17 protein-coding genes are annotated in these 19,355 nt (G+C 55.4%); 15 read left to right on the forward strand and 2 right to left on the reverse strand.

The window, feature by feature from the left end; all coding sequences use genetic code 11:
- Positions 1–699 precede the first annotated feature (699 nt).
- The 6 genes from kdpF to F6R98_RS18640 all read left to right on the forward strand — a co-directional run bounded on the left by kdpF (position 700) and on the right by F6R98_RS18640 (position 9,026).
- Complete coding sequence (kdpF, locus tag F6R98_RS18615; protein ID WP_153250346.1) at positions 700–792, forward strand: K(+)-transporting ATPase subunit F; 93 nt, start codon at positions 700–702, stop codon at positions 790–792.
- A complete protein-coding gene (gene kdpA / locus F6R98_RS18620; protein ID WP_153250347.1) occupies positions 789–2,537 on the forward strand; it encodes a potassium-transporting ATPase subunit KdpA in 1,749 nt (582 codons plus the stop codon). The genes kdpF and kdpA overlap by 4 nt, the downstream gene beginning before the upstream one ends.
- Positions 2,534–4,597: a potassium-transporting ATPase subunit KdpB gene (gene kdpB / locus F6R98_RS18625; protein ID WP_153250348.1), complete on the forward strand. Its 2,064-nt coding sequence runs from the start codon at positions 2,534–2,536 to the stop codon at positions 4,595–4,597. Before kdpA ends, kdpB begins: the two co-directional genes overlap by 4 nt.
- A gap of 164 nt (positions 4,598–4,761) precedes the next feature.
- On the forward strand, positions 4,762–5,340 hold the full coding sequence (kdpC, locus tag F6R98_RS18630) for a potassium-transporting ATPase subunit KdpC (RefSeq protein ID WP_153250349.1): 579 nt from the start codon (positions 4,762–4,764) through the stop codon (positions 5,338–5,340).
- 246 nt (positions 5,341–5,586) lie between these two features.
- Entirely contained in the window at positions 5,587–8,313 is a 2,727-nt protein-coding gene (locus F6R98_RS18635) for a sensor histidine kinase (RefSeq protein ID WP_153250350.1), read from the forward strand.
- Positions 8,310–9,026: a response regulator gene (locus tag F6R98_RS18640; RefSeq protein ID WP_153250351.1), complete on the forward strand. Its 717-nt coding sequence runs from the start codon at positions 8,310–8,312 to the stop codon at positions 9,024–9,026. Before F6R98_RS18635 ends, F6R98_RS18640 begins: the two co-directional genes overlap by 4 nt.
- Before the next feature lie 102 nt (positions 9,027–9,128).
- Here F6R98_RS18640 and plsY read toward each other — a convergent pair whose 3' ends face one another.
- On the reverse strand, positions 9,129–9,725 hold the full coding sequence (gene plsY, locus F6R98_RS18645) for a glycerol-3-phosphate 1-O-acyltransferase PlsY (protein ID WP_153250352.1): 597 nt from the start codon (positions 9,723–9,725) through the stop codon (positions 9,129–9,131).
- A 205-nt stretch (positions 9,726–9,930) separates the two neighbouring features.
- On the opposite strand from plsY, the gene folB reads away from it, so the two are divergent.
- Together folB and folK are read left to right on the forward strand one after the other, a co-directional pair.
- A complete protein-coding gene (gene folB, locus F6R98_RS18650; RefSeq protein WP_153250353.1) occupies positions 9,931–10,287 on the forward strand; it encodes a dihydroneopterin aldolase in 357 nt (118 codons plus the stop codon).
- Positions 10,284–10,790, forward strand: coding sequence for a 2-amino-4-hydroxy-6-hydroxymethyldihydropteridine diphosphokinase (gene folK, locus F6R98_RS18655; protein ID WP_153250354.1), 507 nt, complete (start codon positions 10,284–10,286; stop codon positions 10,788–10,790). Before folB ends, folK begins: the two co-directional genes overlap by 4 nt.
- A 69-nt stretch (positions 10,791–10,859) precedes the next feature.
- On the opposite strand, the gene F6R98_RS18660 is transcribed toward folK, so the two are convergent.
- On the reverse strand, positions 10,860–11,963 hold the full coding sequence (locus F6R98_RS18660; protein WP_153250355.1) for a GGDEF domain-containing protein: 1,104 nt from the start codon (positions 11,961–11,963) through the stop codon (positions 10,860–10,862).
- A 239-nt stretch (positions 11,964–12,202) separates the two neighbouring features.
- Here F6R98_RS18660 and F6R98_RS18665 point away from each other — a divergent pair, with 239 nt between their 5' ends.
- From F6R98_RS18665 to metA, 7 genes are all read left to right on the forward strand, one after another.
- Entirely contained in the window at positions 12,203–13,147 is a 945-nt protein-coding gene (locus tag F6R98_RS18665) for an ABC transporter ATP-binding protein (protein ID WP_153250356.1), read from the forward strand.
- Positions 13,144–13,899, forward strand: coding sequence for an ABC transporter permease (locus tag F6R98_RS18670; RefSeq protein WP_153250357.1), 756 nt, complete (start codon positions 13,144–13,146; stop codon positions 13,897–13,899). Before F6R98_RS18665 ends, F6R98_RS18670 begins: the two co-directional genes overlap by 4 nt.
- Complete coding sequence (locus F6R98_RS18675; protein ID WP_153250358.1) at positions 13,896–15,293, forward strand: GldG family protein; 1,398 nt, start codon at positions 13,896–13,898, stop codon at positions 15,291–15,293. Before F6R98_RS18670 ends, F6R98_RS18675 begins: the two co-directional genes overlap by 4 nt.
- The gene (locus F6R98_RS18680) at positions 15,293–16,252 is read left to right on the forward strand and encodes a DUF4340 domain-containing protein (protein WP_153250359.1); all 960 of its coding nucleotides are present in this window, start codon (positions 15,293–15,295) and stop codon (positions 16,250–16,252) included. Before F6R98_RS18675 ends, F6R98_RS18680 begins: the two co-directional genes overlap by 1 nt.
- Positions 16,253–16,403: 151 nt before the next feature.
- Positions 16,404–17,225 (forward strand): bifunctional DNA-formamidopyrimidine glycosylase/DNA-(apurinic or apyrimidinic site) lyase, encoded by an 822-nt coding sequence (gene mutM, locus F6R98_RS18685; protein WP_153250360.1) that lies wholly within the window; start codon positions 16,404–16,406, stop codon positions 17,223–17,225.
- A 74-nt stretch (positions 17,226–17,299) separates the two neighbouring features.
- Positions 17,300–18,148, forward strand: a complete 849-nt coding sequence (locus F6R98_RS18690) for an ATPase (RefSeq protein ID WP_153250361.1) — start codon at positions 17,300–17,302, stop codon at positions 18,146–18,148.
- Positions 18,149–18,188: 40 nt separating this feature from the next.
- Positions 18,189–19,256: a homoserine O-succinyltransferase MetA gene (gene metA / locus F6R98_RS18695; RefSeq protein ID WP_153250362.1), complete on the forward strand. Its 1,068-nt coding sequence runs from the start codon at positions 18,189–18,191 to the stop codon at positions 19,254–19,256.
- Positions 19,257–19,355 lie beyond the last annotated feature (99 nt).

The following is a 19,355-nucleotide window of genomic DNA, read 5'->3' on the forward strand; positions in this document are numbered from 1 at the left end:
TTGAGGATGCGGTCAGGCCGAAAGTCAGGTCGTGGGGATATAAGCGCAGTCGCTGGTATTCAGACGACGGTTGCGAAAGTTTAATCGAAATGCCGGGCGCCAACGGTGCGGTAGCGCGCATATAGATCGTTATAGCCGATTTATTTTCCGGAGCCCGATTTTCGCATTGCTGCAATGTCCTCAGTTTGGATAGACAAGACGTTGTCGCAATCAGCCGGCACTATCCCGCCATTGTCGCGACTGGCTTGCAGAGCGGTTTAACCGGACGATGCGTAGCAGTCTTTCAAACAACAAGCACGCGTAGCGCCCCGCAATCAGCATATCAGCCCACCCGGATTATTTGGGAATGACCGCCGCACCCCGAAAACCGCAGACCTATGAAGGTCGTAGAATTCCGGGATCACCGGGACTAGCGGCGCGGACGAACCGGCTGCCGGTGTGTACGGACAGCTTATCGACAAAATCTAGCACCATGGCGCCCTGACTCTGCTGACCTTTATATTGCATCCTAAAAAGAAACAATCAATACACCATTAGTTTGCAATGATTTACATTTTTTTTATACCCCCGCAAATAGTATGACGGCAACACTTGAAATGAGGGTTGCATGATGGACTTGTTGTACTTGGCTTTATTGGCGGTATTTGTAGTGCTTATCTGGTGGCTGATTGACGGCTGCGCCGGTTTGGAGGAGCGGCCATGACCATCGAGTATGGAATTGCATTGGCAATCGTGGTCGCGTTGATGGTTTACCTGATCGCGGTGCTGGTCAAACCGGAGGATTACACATGACGGGGTCTTCGATGCTCCTGCTGGGAGCTTTTCTGCTGGTATTGCTGGCGTCGGTCAAACCGTTGGGAGTTTTCGTGGCGCAGGCCATGGAAACAAGCTCTGTTTATATCCGCTGGGCTGCGCCTTTCGAACGGCGCTTGTTTCGTCTATTGGGTATCGACGCCGAACGCGAAATGAACTGGAAAGACTATGCGCTGGCGCTGCTGCTGTTCAACACCGTGGCGGTGTTGTGGGCGTATCTGCTGCAACGCCTGCAAGGCTTTTTACCGCTGAATCCGCAAGAACTCGGGGCCGTATCCGCCGACTCGGCTTTAAATACTGCCATATCCTTTATCACCGCAGCATGCTGGCAGGCTTACGCCGGCGAAGCGACCATGAGTTATCTGACGCAGATGCTGGGTTTGGGCGTACTCAATTTCATCGCGCCGGCTACCGGCCTTTGTGTCGCGTTTGCGTTGTTTCGCGGCTTTGCGCGCCATGAAACCCGGCTGATCGGCAACTTCTGGGTCGATATGCTGCGTTCCTGTCTGTACATCCTGTTGCCGTTGTATTTGATACTGGCCGTGTTTCTGGTCAGTCAGGGCGCGATACAGAACTTTCTACCCTATCAGCCGGTGCAGGCCTTGCAGAACAGCGCCGAAGCATCGTCTCTGCTATTGCCCATGGGGCCGGCGGCGTCTCTGGACGCATCCAAAGTGCTCGGCGACAACGGCGGCGGTTTCTTTAACGTCAACGCCGCGCATCCGTTCGAGAATCCGACCGCATTCGCCAACTTTGCCGGCATGCTGGCGATGTTTTTGCTGCCTGCCGCGTTGTGTTACAGCTTCGGACGCATCGTCGGCGATACGCGTCAGGGCTGGGTCATGTTCGGTGCGATGACCGTCATGTTTGTCGGCTCCGCGATAGTCGCGCTGTGTTTCGAACAGGCCGGCAACCCGTTGCTGACGCCGCTGGGCATTGATCAAAACCCCGGCGCGCTGCAGGCGGGAGGCAATATGGAAGGCAAGGAGTCGCGCTTCGGCATAGCCGGCTCGGTGTTGTGGGCGGTCATTACCACCGCCTCCGGCACCGGCGGCACCAATGCGATGCACGATTCGTTTACGCCTGTCGGAGGTCTGGTACCGCTGTGGTTGATGCAGATCGGCGAAGTGGTGTTCGGCGGCGTCGGCGTCGGCCTGATCGGCATGATCGTGTTCGCCATGCTGGCGGTTTTTCTGGCCGGACTGATGATCGGCAGAACCCCCGAGTACCTGGGCAAGAAAATCGAAAGCTTCGAAATGAAAATGGTGTCGATCTCGATACTGGTCACGCCGCTGCTGGTGCTGCTCGGCACCGCCATCGCCGTGAGTCTGGATGTCGGCAAGGCCGGGATGCTGAACGCGGGAGCGCACGGTTTCAGCGAAATTCTGTACGGTTTTTCGTCGACCGCGAACAACAACGGCAGCGCATTTGCCGGCTTGTCGGCCAATACCCCGTTTTACAACAGCCTGTTCGCCACCGCGCTCTGGTTCGGACGTTTTGCCGCGCTGATTCCGTATCTGGCGATTGCCGGTTCGCTGGCGCAAAAGCACAGGCTGGAAGCAGGCGAAGGCACTTTGCCGACGCATGGCCTGCTGTTCGGCGCGTGGCTGGTGGGGACGGTGCTGATCGTCGGCGCGCTGACCTATTTCCCGGCATTGGCGCTGGGACCGTTTGCCGAACATTTCGCGCTGTCGCCTCAAACCACTACCTGGAGCCATCCATGAAACAACCGATGTTTTCTTTGTTGAGCCCGCAAGCACTCAAACCGGCTTTATGGGAATCGCTGGCAAAAATGGCGCCTCGTGTGCAGATGAAAAATCCGGTGATGTTCGTATGCTACATCGGCAGTATTGCCACGAGCGTATTACTGCTGCAGGCGCTGTTGACCGGAAAGGACGCGGATACGGTCAGTTTCATCCTCGCCATCGCCTTATGGCTGTGGTTTACCGTGCTGTTTGCCAATATCGCCGAGGCGCTGGCGGAAGGGCGAAGCAAGGCGCAGGCCGCTACGCTGCGTTCCATGCGTAAAACGGCGGAGGCCAAAAAACTGCGCGGCGCAAAGCATGATGCGGATTGGACCCCGGTATCCGCCGGCGAACTGCGTTGCGGCGATGTGTTTCTGGTGGAGGCGGGCGACGTCATTCCGGCGGACGGCGAGATCGTCGAAGGCGCCGCTTCGGTCGACGAAAGCGCGATTACCGGCGAATCGGCCTCGGTGGTGCGCGAATCGGGCGGCGATTTCTGCTCGGTAACCGGCGGCACCGTGGTGTTGTCCGACTGGCTGGTGGTGCGGGTTGCCGCCGATCCGGGCGACAGCTTCCTGGATCGCATGATCGCAATGGTCGAATCCGCCAAGCGCAGCAAGACGCCGAACGAAATCGCATTGACCATTGTACTGGTCATGCTGACCTTCGTATTTCTGGTGGTCGCCGCATCGATACTGCCTTATGCCCTTTTCAGCGCAAACGCAGGCGGGACGCCGGTCAGCATTCCGGTGCTGGTTGCATTGCTGATTTGCCTGATACCGACCACCATCGGCGGCTTGTTGTCGGCGATCGGCGTGGCGGGCATGAGCCGGATGTTTCAGGCCAACGTCATCGCCACCTCGGGACGCGCGGTGGAAGCCGCCGGCGATGTCGATGTGCTGATGCTGGACAAAACCGGCACCATCACTTTCGGCCATCGCCATGCGACCGATTTTTATCCCGCGCCGGGTGTTACCGAGCAAATGCTGGCCGAAGCGGCAGTGTTGTCCTCACTGGCCGATGAAACCCCGGAAGGGCGCAGCATCGTTCTGTTGGCGCATCAGTGCTACAGCCTGAAAAACAGTTACGATCCGGAAGAGATCGACGCAGTGATTCCGTTTACCGCGCGCACGCGCATGAGCGGCGTCGATATGCACGGACGCCAGTTGCGCAAGGGCGCCGCCGATGCGGTGCAGCGTTATGTCGAAGCGCAGGGCCGCACCGTTCCCGAGCAGGTGCGCCGGCGCGTCGAATCCGTGGCCAATAACGGCAGCACGCCGCTGGTGGTCACCGACGGCGCAACCGTGCTCGGCGTCATCGAACTGAAGGATGTCGTCAAAAGCGGCATACGCGAGCGTTTCGCCGACCTGCGGCGCATGGGCATACGAACCATCATGATCACCGGCGACAATCATCTGACCGCGGCGGCGATAGCTGCGGAAGCGGGCGTCGACGAGTTTCTTTCGGAAGCCACCCCGGAAGCCAAACTGGAGCTGATCCGCACGCACAAATCCGCGGGGCGCGTCGTCGCGATGACCGGGGACGGCACCAACGACGCCCCGGCGCTGGCCCAGGCCGATGTTGCTGTAGCGATGAACAGCGGCACGCAGGCGGCGAAGGAAGCTTCCAACATGGTGGATCTGGATTCCAATCCGACCAAGCTGATCGAGATCGTCGAAATCGGCAAGCAGATGCTGATGACGCGCGGCGCGCTGACCACCTTCAGCGTCGCCAACGATGTCGCCAAATATTTCGCGATCATTCCGGCGGCGTTTGTCGGCGTATACCCGCAACTCGGCGCGATGAACGTGATGAATCTGGCGACGCCGTCTTCGGCGATCCTGTCGGCGGTGATATTCAATGCGCTGATTATCGTGCTGTTGATTCCGTTGGCGCTGAAAGGCGTGACTTACCGGCCTTTGGGCGCGGCGCAGTTGTTTGGCAGGAATCTGCTGGTGTACGGTGTGGGCGGTTTTTTTGCGCCGTTCATAGGGATCAAGGTGATTGATATGGCGTTGACCACATTGAGTTTTATATAGAGCAGCTCATTGTAACCATGCACATCTGAGTTTCTAAATAAATGACCCCCCTAAACTTTTGAAATGCCCTGTAGGAGCGGGCTTTAGCCCGCGAGCGGTCTGTTGGTCTGTTATTTGCCGGCTAAAGCCCGCTCCTACAAAGATATATAAAAAGCGGAGTAGAAATGAACAACATAATCAGACCGTTATTCACGAGTTTTATTTTTCTGACCTTGGTAACCGGGGTGGGATACCCGCTGCTGGTTACCGCGATAGGCCAGAAATTTTTCCCCTATCAGGCCAACGGCAGCCTGATCGAGCGTCAAGGCAAGGTAATCGGCTCGCAGCTGATCGGCCAGAGTTTTACCGAGCCGCAGTATTTCTGGGGCAGGCTCTCGGCGACATCCCCTACCCCCTATAATTCAGGGTTGTCGGGAGGCTCCAACCTGGGGCCGCTGAATCCGGCGCTGCTACAGAACGCGCAGGCGCGCCTGGATGCGCTGCATGCCGCCGACCCCGGTAATCAGGCGGCGGTGCCGATCGACCTGGTAACGTCCTCCGCGAGCGGACTGGACCCGGAAATAAGCCTGGCAGCAGTGGAATATCAATTGAAACGCGTCGCGAATTCGCGTCATTTATCGGAAGCGCGTTTGCGAGCGCTGGTGAATGCGCAGGTACAACACCCATGGCTGGGGTTTGTCGGGGAAACGCGAGTGAATGTTCTGACGTTAAATCTGGCGTTGGATGCGATGATCCACCCTTGAGTTTTCCGTCAACGGAATAGTTATTCGGTTAATAATTAAGTGAGGTATATACAATGGAAATTGCAAGATATCTTCCGCGCATGTTGATAGAATTTTTCTTTTTTGTAACCTTTCTTCTGGTTTTTTGGCGGGTTTTCCTGTTCAGAAAACAAAAATAACCGCGGACCCGGACGGGGTGTGCGGCAATCGCTCAAAGGCGTTTCTTGCACGTTTCGATGATGGATTCAAAAACCAGGCTCTACGGAGATGAAAAAAAAACGGCCTAATCCCGATGCATTGCTGGCGCGCGTCAAACGGACGGATGCAAAGCGGAAACGCGGAGCCTTGAAGATTTTCTTCGGCTCGGCCGCCGGGGTCGGCAAAACTTTTGCGATGCTGCTGGCCGCGCGTGAACGCATGTCGCACGACGATGTCGTCGTCGGCCTGATCGAAACTCACGGGCGCAAGGAAACCGAAGCGCTGCTGGACGGCTTCGAACTGCTGCCGCGTCTGGTTACTCGCCATAAGGGCATGACGCTCAAGGAATTCGATCTGGACGCCGCGCTCAACCGCCGGCCCGAGCTGATATTAGTGGACGAGCTCGCCCACACCAATGCGCCGGGATCGCGCCATCGCAAGCGCTGGCAGGATGTCGCGGAACTGCTGGACCTCGGCATCGATGTCTACACCACGCTGAACGTGCAGCACCTGGAGAGTCTGCACGAAGATGTGGGAAGCATCGTCGGCACGCGCATCTGGGAAACCGTACCGGATACGTTTTTTGACGCCGCCGACGAAATCGCGCTGATCGACTTGTCTCCCGACGAACTGTTGACGCGTTTGCGCGAAGGCAAGATTTACCTGCCGCAGCGCGCGGAAAATGCGATTCGCAACTTTTTCCGCAAGGGCAACCTGATCGCGCTGCGGCAACTGGCGCTCAGGCGCACCGCAGAGCGCGTCGATGCGCAGATGCAGGAGTACCGGGCGGATCACAGTATAGACAGTATCTGGCAGATCGGCGAGCGCATATTGGTTTGCATCGGCCCGAACGATCTGGCCGAGCGTTTGGTGCGGGCGGCAAAACGTCTGGCGTCGAGTCTGCATGCCGAATGGATAGCCGCCTATGTCGAAACGCCGGAGTTACAGAAATTACCGGCGGAAAAACGCGACGACATACTGCGCGCGCTGCGTTTGGCCGAAAGCCTTGGCGCATCGACAGTCACGCTGTCGGGCTCCGATATGGCGGACGCGGTGATCGCCTATGCCCACGACAACAATGTGACCAAGCTGGTGTTGGGAAAACCGGGCCGACAGGGGTGGCGGCGCTGGTTTCTCGGATCGGTGGTGGACACTATCATCAATCGAGCGCCCGATCTGAATTTCTATCTGCTGGGCGGCGAGGCCCGGTCGGCTATTATAACACAGCGACAACGCCGGTCAGCCGAGCTGATCATCGCCCCTGGGTCGGGCGATCATCAATTTTCCCGTTTTTTAGGGAGCTTGTGGATACCTTTGGTATGCACGGCAGCGGGATGGCCTTTTCGCGACGTAATCAAACCAGCCAGCATATTGATGATCTATCTGCTCGGTGTGCTCCTGGTGGCAATACGCTATGGGCGCGGGCCGTCCATACTGGCGTCATTTTCCAGCGCCGCGTTGTTTGCATTCTTTTACGCCCCGCCGATTTTTTCTTTTATGATCTCCGATCAGGAGAATATGATCGGTTTGCTGGTGATGCTGGTGGTTGCAGTCATCACCAGCGGTCTGACCGGCAAAGTGCGCGCGCAAGCCAGAATTGCCGCTTTGCGCGAAGGCCGCGCTTCGGCGCTGTATCGTTTGAGCAAGGAGCTGGCCAATGCGCGATCTGAGCAGGAAATCGTGTTGACCAGCGTGCGTCATATTCATGACGAATTTGACGCGCTCAATACCGTGATTCTGCCCGACCGAGATGGACATGCCGCTTATCCGGTCATGGCGCCGATTACCGAATCGTTGTGCGGAGTCGACCTCGGCGTAGTGCGCTGGGTAATGAACCATGCGCAGCCGGCCGGACACGGAACCCAGACCCTGCCCGGCGAACGCGCTCTTTACTGGCCGCTGACCGGATCGGAAGGCATGCTGGGCGTATTGGTGATGGAGCCTGCCAATTTGCGCCGCGTGTTTCTTCCCGAGCAGCGGCGCCTGCTGGAAACCTTCCTGAACCAGATAGCGCAGTCGCTGGAACGTGTGCGCTCGGCGGAACAGACCGGCTTTATGATGGTGCAAATGGAAGCGGAAACGCTCAGAAACTCATTGCTGAACTCAATTTCCCATGACTTGCGCACCCCGCTGGCTACCATACTGGGCGCTTCCGGCAGTCTGGAAGAAGGCGGCGAACGTCTGGACGCCGCCAGTCGCAAAAAGCTGATCCACGCAATACACGAAGAAGCGCGATTCATGTCTGATCAGACCGCTAAAATACTGGAAATGGCCAAACTCGAATCCGGCAAGGTCAATCTGCACCGGCAGTGGATTACCGTGGAGGAGATTATCGGCAGTGTTTGGCATCGTTGCGAAGATATGCTGCAGGCCAGGCGGGTAAACCTCAAGGTTACAGACGGATTGCAGCTGGTCTATGTCGATGTACCGCTGATCCAGGTGGTTATGATGAATCTGCTGGATAATGCCTGCAAATATTCTCCAGCTGATGGGGCTATTGATTTACATGCGGAAACAACACGTTATGCGCTGGAGATTTTTGTCGAAGATAACGGACCCGGAATTCCGGCGGGTCTGGAGCAAAAAATCTTCGACAAGTTTTTTCGGGTGGAGTCGGAAGGCGTGCAACGCGGCGTTGGCTTAGGTCTGTCCATATGCCGCTCCATCGTCGAGGCGCATGGCGGAGAACTGCGCGTAGAAAACAGAGCCCAGGGCGGCGCGTCTTTTCAGATAATATTGCCCGCGCATGAACAACCCCGGATCGATACGGGCGAAACGGAGATGCTGAAACCATGAACGGCAACACGCTGCGCATTCTGCTGATTGAAGACGATCCGCAAATGCGCTTGTTTTTAACAACAACCCTGGAAGATTCCGGTTGGAATGTGCTGCAAGCGGCTACCGGTAAGCAAGGCCTCAGCCTCGTCCGAAGCCACGGCCCCAATATCGTTATTCTGGACCTGGGTCTGCCGGATACGGATGGCGTCGATTTGGCGGTCAGGCTGCGCAAATTATCTCCGGTACCGATTATTGTGGTATCCGCGCGCGACCGCGAAAGCGATATTACGCGTGCGCTGGATGCCGGAGCCGATGATTATCTGACCAAGCCGTTCCGTAACGCCGAGTTGATTGCGCGCATCAAAGCAGTTGCCCGGCGCGCGGCGCGAACTGATGCGCCCTCCTTGACCGGCGTTTTCAGCGTGGGCGATTTGCGTATCGATTTCTCCCGGCGGCAGGTGTTCGTTGCCGCATCCGAGATTCATTTGACGCCGATCGAATACAAACTATTGCTGCTGCTGGCGCGTCATGCCGGTCTGGTGGTAACGCACCGGCAAATCCTGCAGGATGTCTGGGGTCCCTCGCATGCCGATCAAAGCCATTATGTGCGCATTTACATGGGACATTTGCGGCATAAGCTCGAAACCGACCCCGCGCGTCCGCGCTATATTTTAACCGAGGCGGGCGTCGGCTACAGGCTGTGGGCAGGGAACGATGCGCCGGTATTTTAAGTGTCTGTTTTTTATGATCAATCAGCTATCGTTGTGTATCTTTGCCGGAGCGGACTTGTGAAGCGAACTTCGAAGGCTCGCATCAGCGTGCCGGATAGCTCATCATTTCTTGCCTATTTTAGGCTCGGTTCCATTCAAAATACGCTTGATGTTCGCGCTATGGCGCCAAAGCAGCATTACGGCGAGTATCGCCGCGGCCAGTGTGAGCGCGATGTCCTTTAGCAACAGCCAGACGAAAACCGGCGCCAACGAGGCCGCAACCAGCGCCGACAGGGATGAAATCCTGCCCAGGAATGCAACCAGCAGCCAGGTGGCGAGCACACTCAATCCGGTTGCCCACGAAAACCCGGCAAGCACGCCCAGCGAAGTCGCAACGCCTTTGCCGCCCTTGAAGCCGAAAAAAACCGGATAAAGGTGTCCGAAAAAGGCAGCCACCCCTGTTGCCGCCACCAGCTCGCCGGAACCGCCCAGCATTTGTGCCGCGACGACCGGAATCAGCCCCTTGAGCATATCGCCCAACAGCGTGATCGCGGCGGCTTTTTTGCCGCCCAGGCGCAGCACATTGGTAGCGCCTGGATTTTTGGAGCCTTCGCTGCGCGGATCCGGCAACCCGAGTATCCTGCTGACGATAACAGCGCTCGAAAGTGAACCGAGTAAATAAGCAGCCGGAACAATTAGACTATACCCTAGAGTGCTCATGATTTATGCATATTTGTGATGTTTTGCCGGTAGTCCGTTTATACGCGAAATTCTGTAAAACAGTTTGGGGTAGAATTAACTGCGCTGCGAATTTTTCGCTGCGCCGGGACGACCCAATACCCTCAATGCTTTGTAGCAAAGGCATGATGCGTATGCTACTCCCATTGTCGGCACACTTAACTTTCACGCCAAGTCTGGAATAACCATGGACATTATATTTCTACGAGGTCTGGAGATCGAGACCATTATCGGCATTTATGACTGGGAGCGCGTGACGTTGCAAACGGTAGTCCTTGATCTGGAAATGGCGACGGACATACGCGAAGCCGCGCGCTCGGAGCAAATTGAACACTGTCTGGATTATAAGGCGATTTCCATGCGCTTGCTCGAATTTGTCCGCGGCAGTCAGTTTTTGCTGGTGGAAACGCTGGCGGAACGCGTAGCGGAAATTGTGTTGACCGAATTCAATGTACCCTGGTTGCGTTTATCAGTGGATAAAAAAGGCGCAGTACCTGCTGCGCGCGGAGTTGGAGTGATTATTGAGCGGGGACAGCGCATATGAAAAATCCTGAAGTCGATGTTTTTTTGAGTATAGGCAGCAATATCGACCGTCACTTGCATATTACGCAAGCATTGGACGACTTGAAACAGCTATTTGGCATCAGCACCTGTTCCAGCGTATATGAAAGCGAAGCCATCGGATTTCCGGGAAAACCGTTTTTCAACCTGGCCGTAGGTTTTTTGACCAACCGGGAGGCCCGGGAGGTGAAACGCCTGCTGCGCGAGGTTGAAGTAAAACACGGACGCAAACCGGACGCGGCAAAATTCGAAGCGCGTACACTGGATATCGATATGCTGGCTTACGGCAATCAGGTAATTACCGAAGACGGTTTGATGCTGCCGCATCCTGACATAACGCGCTATGCGTTCATGCTGGAGCCGCTGGCGGAAATAGCGCCCGATTATGTACACCCCTTGCTGGGGCGGACCTATCAGGAAATTTGGGACAATTTCGATCCTGAAATGGTTAACCAGCATTCCGTTGCGCTGGTCGGAAAACCCTGATAGGCCTGCAACAGATCAGGAAAGCACCGGTAGTTAAAATCGGCGCCAAATAAGCCGGTAATACTAGGTTTAGGGATTGTGACCGTAAACCGTCACCCGGTTACGTCCCTGGCTCTTCGAGGTGTACAAGGCTTTATCGGCTCGGTTCAGGAAATCGGTGGATGATTCTCCCCGAATATACCTTGCGACGCCCAGAGAGATGGTGAAGTTTCCGATCTGCTCATTGCTGTCCTCGCGCCGGATCCGGCAAGACGCAACCGCGACGCGGACTGCTTCGGCCAAAGCGCGTGCGCCTTCCGGCGAAATTTTCGGTAACAGCACGGCAAACTCCTCCCCGCCATAGCGGGCCGGCACATCCTCGTCCGAAACATTGCGTTTCAGCAACTCCGCGACAGCCTGAATAACCTTGTCACCGAAAAGGTGACCGTAGGTATCGTTGATTTTTTTGAAGTGATCGATATCCGCCATCACCAGACAGCAATTGAACGCTCCGGCGCTACTCTCGCTTAACAGGGATGCAAGCGCCTCATCAAAGCCGCGCCGGTTGGCCAAACCGGTTAAACTATCCTCCAGCGAGTCCTGCCGTACCCGCATCACCTCGGCGCGCAACGCTTCAATTTCTTTACAGTTCTCAAGCAGCCGCTCGACCAGAGAGCTGGTCGACTGTTTCAATTGCTGGGTTTCCTGCAGCATTTGCGCGACAGTGCTATCCGAAGTTGCTTGCGGGGTATTAAACATATTGTATATTCGCCCGGAAAAAGAACCGGGGGCGTTTTCAGAGTCCGAGCCCGTCGGCGCCGCTTCTGAGGATAATTTCTCACTGAATTGCTGCAAAGAATGGCTATAGTGTTCGACCTCCTGCTCGGTGATGGCGACCGATTGCGAAGCATTGGCCATCAGGCGCTGAAGCTCCAGAGGAAGCTGGGCCATGACGTCCTCGTTCAGGACGACAATAAAACGGCGGTACAGCGCTTCCATGGTGTCCCCGTCCAACACCGTTTTTTCAGTCAAAGCCAAGTCCATAGCCGTTTTCAGCCGCGGGTTGACCCCCGAGATATATTCGTACCAGACAGCGAAACTGATGGGATTCATGGGCGCAGAGTGCTTGGCCATCAAAGGCATAATCTGCTTCACAAATGTTACGCTTTCCTCGACGCTCTCCTGGTACCGCATGAATGCCCTCAAACTTGCCGCTGCTATACTTATATATAATAAGCGATTTCATAAAACGATGCGCGGCTTTCAGCACCACTGAACGGATGCGGACGCACGAACCAGTCTGCTCCCTGCAAACCGAATAAGGCGGTGGCTCCCTTCAGCAGACCGTGACGAAAGTTGTTCCATCCAATATCGATGGATATACTAAGCTATCCTTGCATTCCCTATCACGAGTTCGGTATCTTAACGGGCATATGAATACGCTCATTGAAGTTGAACAACTCTACCGCTACTACGGCGACCACTGCGCCGTTAAAAATGTCGGTTTTACGCTGGAAAAAGGCGAAATACTCGGTTTCCTCGGGCCGAACGGCGCCGGGAAATCGACTACCATGCAGATAATCTGCGGCAATCTGGCGCCCTCTTCCGGCCGCATCATGGTCAACGGCGTCGACATGCTCGATCAGCCGCGCGAGGCCAAGCGCGCGCTGGGCTATCTCCCCGAGATTCCTCCGCTTTACCGGGAACTGACCGTCGACGAATACCTGGAATACTGCGCACAGCTGCATCGTATTCCGCGCAGACTGCAGGCGCGTGCGCTCGCAACCGCCAAGGACCGGTGCGGACTGAGCGATGTCGGCGCGCGTCTGATCAACAATCTCTCCAAGGGTTATCAGCAACGTGTCGGCATCGCGCAGGCCATCATCCATATGCCGGCGGTGATTATCCTGGATGAGCCCACGGTGGGACTCGATCCGATACAGATCAGGGAAATAAGAGAATTGATCCGGGAACTGGGCAAAGAGCACGGCGTCATTCTGTCCACGCATATACTGCCGGAAGTCCAGGAGTCGTGTACACATGTGCAGATCATCCATCAGGGACAACTGGTACTCAAGGACACCATCGACGGACTGGAACGCCAAATGCGTAATTCCAGTCTGCTGTTGACCACGGCGCGCCCGCTGGATATTGAGCGCCTGAGCGGAGTTGATACAGTTCAGTCCGTTGACGATCTGGGAGAACATCAGTACCGCATCTATCACGAAAAGGACGGCACTCCGGCTGAACAGATCGCCCGTACGGTTGTTGAATCCGGCTGCGGCCTGCTGGAAATGGTAGCGGAGCGGCGCAGCATGGAACAGGTTTTCATCGATATGACCCACACAGCCGATCCGTTACAGGAGTTGCCGTCATGATGGCGCTGATTATTGCCGCGCGCGAATTTCGCACGCTTTTCGTTTCACCGCTGGCTTGGGCGGTGCTGGGTGTAATGCAACTGATACTCGGCTTCATGTTTCTGACGCAGCTGGATTATTATCTGATGCTGCAACCGCGAATCGCCGGCATGGAAGACGCCCCCGGCGTCACCGATATGATCATCGTACCCTTGTTCGGCAACACCGGCGTGCTGATGCTGCTGGTTACGCCCTTGCTCACCATGCGCTTGATCGCGGAAGAGCGCCGCAACCGCACATTGAGTTTATTGTTTAGCGCGCCGGTGTCGATCAACGAGATTATTCTGGGAAAATTCTTCGGCGTTTTCGCGTTTCTGCTGGTTATGGTGGCGTTGATAGCGCTGATGCCTCTGTCGCTGCTGCTGGGCGGCGGGCTGGATTTCGGCAAACTGGCGGCCTGTCTGCTGGCCATGGCGCTGTTGCTGGGCAGCTTCGCTTCGATCGGGCTATATATTTCCGCTCACTCCGCACAACCCACCGTCGCCGCCGTCGCCACATTCGGCGCGCTGCTCGGACTGTGGATCATCGACTGGTCGGGCAAAAGCGACGACAAATCCGGAGGCGTTTTACAGGAGTTGTCATTATTGCATCATTACGAAAATCTATTGCGCGGTCTGGTGAGCACAACCGATCTGGCTTATTTCTTCCTCGTTATTTTCGCCTTTATTGTACTTAGCGTACATTCTCTGGATAACGATAGATTACAGAAATGAAAATCAACGCCCGTACCCACCTGGAAATTCGCCTGCAAAATCTGGCCTTTTTGTGTCTATTTCTAACAATCACCGGCTTGCTGGGCTGGCTGAGCACCCGCTATGTCGCCGAATTCGACTGGACTGCGGGCAATCGCAATACGCTTTCGGAAGCCAGCCGCAAGGTAGTCGACCTGCTGGATTCGCCGGTCAACATTACCGTCTTCGCACGCGAGGAAAAGGTGCTGAGGGATCGCATCAAGGATCAACTGGAGCGTTACCAGCGCTACAACAAATCGGTGACCTGCCGGTTTATCAACCCGGACACGCAGCCGACCCAGGTACGCGAGCAAGGCATCACAGTGGATGGGGAACTGCTGCTGGAATACCACGGGCATAGCGAAAAAGTACAGGAAGCCAACGAATCCGGCATTACCAATGCCCTGCAACGTTTGCTGCAGGGCGGCGAACGGCGGCTGGTTTTTCTGGAAGGGCATGGCGAGCGCTCGCCCAGGAACAAGGGAGATGCCGATATGGGCCAGTTTGGCGATGAAATGACACGCAAAGGCATAACGGCCTCCACACTGAATTTGGCGCAAACGCCCGCTATTCCGGAAAATACCAGCGCGCTGGTGCTGGCGAGTCCGCGCGTGCGGCTGATGTCCGGCGAAGTGCGGCTGATACAGGATTACCTGAACAAAGGCGGCAATTTGCTATGGCTGCAAGACGCCGGTGACGCGCATGGACTGGAACCGCTCCTGCAACAATTCGGCTTGAAGCTTTTACCGGGGGTAATAGTCGATCCCTCGGCTCAGCTGTTCGGCATCAACGACCCTACCTTTGTCATGGTCACCGAATATCCGCCTCATCCGGCCATGCGCGGTTTTTCCATCATGACGCTGTTCCCAATGGCAAGCGCGCTCGAAACAAGCGGAAAAACCGATTTTCAACCTACCCCGATACTGTCTACGCTCAGGCATGCCTGGACTGAAACCGGTTCTCTCAAGGAAACCAAGCTGCAGTTCGACGCCGACAAAGGCGAGCGTCAAGGACCGCTGGTTATCGGTTTTGCATTGGCAAGAGCGCGTCCTGCGTCCCAAGCCAATAATGCCGGCAGCACCGCAGAAAATACCGCCCCCCCCCAGGAACAGCGTATAGCGGTAATAGGCGACGGCGATTTCCTGGCTAACAGCTATCTGGGTGAAGGCGGTAACCTGAACCTGGGCGTCAACCTGGTCAACTGGCTGACGCAGGACGACCGCTTCATCAACATCCCCCCTCTGACCGCAACCGATAGAGCGCTTAATTTATCTCCCATTGCATCGATAGCGATCGCGATTGTTTTTTTGATTCTGTTACCCCTGTTGTTCTTCGTTTCCGGCGCCGTTATCTGGTTTAAACGGAGAAAACGCTGATGCAGAAAAGACTGCTGATTAATCTACTGCTGTTGCTGGCGGTGCTGGTGCTTGGCGCGATAGTTATTTTCGAGCCGGGCAAGGAAGAACAACCCGAATCCGTCCGTCTCACGGAACTTGACGATACGACGATAGATCACTTCGTGCTGAAAAACAACAGCGGAGAAATTGCCTTCGAAAAACGTGAAGACCACTGGTGGCTGACTGCGCCGTTTTCGGCTCCCGCCAACGACATCCGCGTCGGGCAACTGCTGGCCATCTCTCACGCCGCCAGCGCCTCGCATTACCCGTTGAATACCGAAGACCTTCCCAGATTCGAACTGGACAAGCCCAAGGCGTCCATAACGCTGGGCCAGGTCAAAATGGTTTTTGGCGGCGTCGACCCGATCGATTTGCGTCGCTATGTCTGGGTAGGCAAAACCCTGCATCTCGTTGACGATGATTTTTCTCACCATATTTCCGCTCCGGCAACCGAATACGTGGAAAGAAAGCTGTTGCCGGAAGGGAGCAAACCGAATGTACTAACGCTGCCCGGACTGAAATTGACTCAGGATAAGGACGGACGCTGGCAGGTCGACCCTGCCAGCCCTGCCGCATCGGGCGCAGCGGATCTGGTGGCAAACTGGCAAACTGCCAGAGCAATCGATGTCATGCAAATCGCACAACCGGTGCAAGGCGACATCATACATATCGACTTTACCGACCACGCGCCGGTGGAGTTCGTGATATTAAAACGCGACCCCGATCTCATCCTCGCCAGAGCTGACTGGGGATTGCAATATCAGGTTACTGCCGAAACCGCGGCACAGCTACTGACTTTGGCTCTAAAACCGGCGGTGGCGCCTGCCGCGCCGGTCAGCCCGAATGACAACGTGGAAGAAGAAGACTCAGAACCGGCCGACAGCGACGATCAACTCAAAATTGACGAGCATGATACTGAGGACGAGCCGGACAAGTAGCTTGCCGACTATCATTTCGCCTCTATCCGGGCAAGGTAGCAAAACGAGTCGGCAAGCAATTGTTTAGTCAGCCTCTCCCTTTGGGCGAGAGTGAGCGGCGAAAGGCCAATCCCGACCAATTAATAGCCCGACAAGGCAACAAACCCCAGCAATGCCGGAATTACCCGAAGTAGAAACCACGCGCAGCGGCATTGCTCCGCACATAGAGCAACAAGGAATAGAGCAGGTTGTGGTGCGCGATACGCGCCTCCGCTGGCCGGTGCCTGCAGAACTTGCACAGCTTGCTCAAGGACGGACAGTATTAGCCGTAACACGCCGCGCAAAATACCTGCTGTTGGCGTTGGATAACGGCAACCTGATTATTCACCTCGGCATGTCCGGCAGTCTGCGCATCACGCAATCGGGGCTGCCGCCGGAAAAGCACGATCATATTGACATTGCGTTCGCCGGCGGCAAATGTTTGCGTTTTCGGGACCCCAGACGCTTCGGTTGCCTGTTATGGTCTCAGCAAAACCCGCTCATGCACCCGCTTCTCGCCTCATTGGGTCAGGAACCGCTCGACGACTGCTTTAGCGGTGAATATTTACATCAACGGGCGCAGGGACGATCCATACCGGTTAAAACTTATATTATGGATCAACATATCGTTGTCGGCGTCGGCAATATTTACGCAAACGAAGCCCTGTTTCTTACAGGCCTTCACCCGCTTGTACCGGCGAAAGCCATCAGTCCGCAGCACTTCCGGCAACTGGCCGCAGCAATTAAATCAGTGCTGTCGCTCGCCATTGCGCAAGGCGGGACAACCTTGCGCGATTTTGTCAATGAAGCGGGCAAACCAGGCTATTTTCAACAGGCGCTGAACGTATACGGACGCAACGGCCAGGCGTGCAACCGTTGCGGGACAACGATACGGAGTTTGCGCATAAGCCAGCGCTCCTCGTTTTTTTGCCCTCTATGCCAAAACGGCCGGTAGTAGAGTCGCAACCCTTTTGCCTACGGCCGTTTTTAGGATAACCTATCCACTTTCAGCGCTACCGGAACAACAAAGTGAAACTCAGCGTACAACAGTTCAAGGAATGGAATGATAAAAGCATCACATTGCTTGGCATGTCCGGCGTCGGTAAAACGCGTCTGTCCAACATGCTGCGCAAAAACGGCTGGTTTCACTATTCAGGCGACTACCGCATCGGCACCCGTTATCTGAGCGAACCGATACTCGACAACATCAAACTGCAACTCATGCAGATCGACCTGTTACGCGACTTATTACGCTCCGATACCATACACATTACCAATAACATTTCCGTCGACAATCTTGCTCCGGTTTCCACGTTTCTCGGAAAACTGGGCAATCCCGAAAGGGGCGGGTTGAGCCTGCATGAGTTCAAACGCCGGCAAAGCCTGCATAGAGCGGCGGAGATTGCCGCGATGCACGATGTTCCCGAGTTTATTTTCAAGGCAAAAGCCATCTACGGATATGACAAGTTTATCAATGATGCGGGCGGAAGCCTGTGCGAACTGGAAAGTCCGGAAGTGATGGATACGCTCGCGAAAAATACGCTGATCGTATACATACGCGCCAGCAAGGAAGACGAGGAGGCATTGGTCAGCCGTGCGCAAAAAGCGCCGAAACCGCTCTATTACCGTGAAGCATTTTTAGACGAACAATTAAGTCGCTACATGCAGGAGCACGAACTTTCCTATGCCGCGCTGATAGATCCGGACGAATTCGTGCGCTGGATATTCCCGCGGTTGTTTGTATCCCGCATACCCAGATATGAAGCGCTGGCGGAGCAGTATGGCTATGTCGTCCACTCCGAGGAGATCAAACAGGTCAACAGCGAAGCCGACTTTCTGGCACTTTTGGAACACGCCATTGCAAGAGAAATCGCCTGATTCATCGTGCTTTCATCCTTCACCCCGAATCGCCCCCCTTATGCCACTCGTAGCCAACTCCAATCTTCCCGCCTTTACCGCACTTAAAGAAGAAGGCGAAATCATCATACCCAAAGACATCGCCTTACATCAGGATATCCGCGAGCTGCATATCGGCTTGCTGAATCTGATGCCCGACGCGGCATTGGCCGCGACGGAGCGCCAATTTCTGCGATTGATAGGCGATAGCAACGAAGTTGCCCAGTTTTATGTGCATTTATTCACACTGGATGAACTCGTGCGCGGAGCGGAGGCAAAAACGCATATTGCGGCCTACTATGAAACATTCGATGAAATCCGGGAATCGGGACTGGACGCGCTGATTATTACCGGCGCGAATGTTACGCGTCCCGATCTCGCCCTGGAAGACTTTTGGCGCCCCCTGATAGAAGTAGTAAACTGGTCCTTCGATAATGTGACTTCCACGCTCTTTTCATGCCTCGCCACTCATGCCGTCATGCAGTTTCATTACGGTCAGAAACGCAGGCGCTTGCCGCAAAAGCGCTGGGGAGTCTACAACCACAGGGTGCTCGACCGTACACATCCGCTGGTGGCCGGCGTCAATACCCGTTTCGACGTGCCGCACTCACGCTTTAACGACATACATCTCGATCAGTTTGCCGAGGCCAAGCTGAGAGTACTGGTTGCGAGCGAAACAGCAGGCGTACATCTCGCCACCAGCCCGGACGGCTTCCGTCAGGTTTTTTTTCAGGGCCACCCGGAATACGATACCATCAGTTTGATCAAGGAATATAAACGCGAGGTCATGCGCTACGCGCTAGGCGAGAGCAATGATTATCCTCCCGTCCCGGAACACTATTTTTCACGCCTGATTCAGGCCGTGCTTGAGGAACATAAGGAACAGATTGGCTCAGCACGTTTAAAGCAAACCATCCCCCCCAAATTTCCGGAGTCGCTCATAACGCCGACTCTGGATAACACCTGGCACGATACGGCTGAGGCAATACTCAGCAACTGGGTAGGCAAAATCTATCAAATTACCCACACCGACCGGCGTTTGCCATTCATGCTGGGCATAGATCCGGAAAATCCGCTAAATTTATATTAAGTTACTGATAATAAGCATTGTCCACGAAAGACACGAAAGGCACGAAAATAATTCATAACACGGCTTCTCCAACCGTTGCTTCAGGGTAGCGGCCTCAAC

Origin of the sequence: Candidatus Methylospira mobilis (assembly GCF_009498235.1) — a bacterium.
Lineage (GTDB): Bacteria > Pseudomonadota > Gammaproteobacteria > Methylococcales > Methylococcaceae > Methylospira > Methylospira mobilis.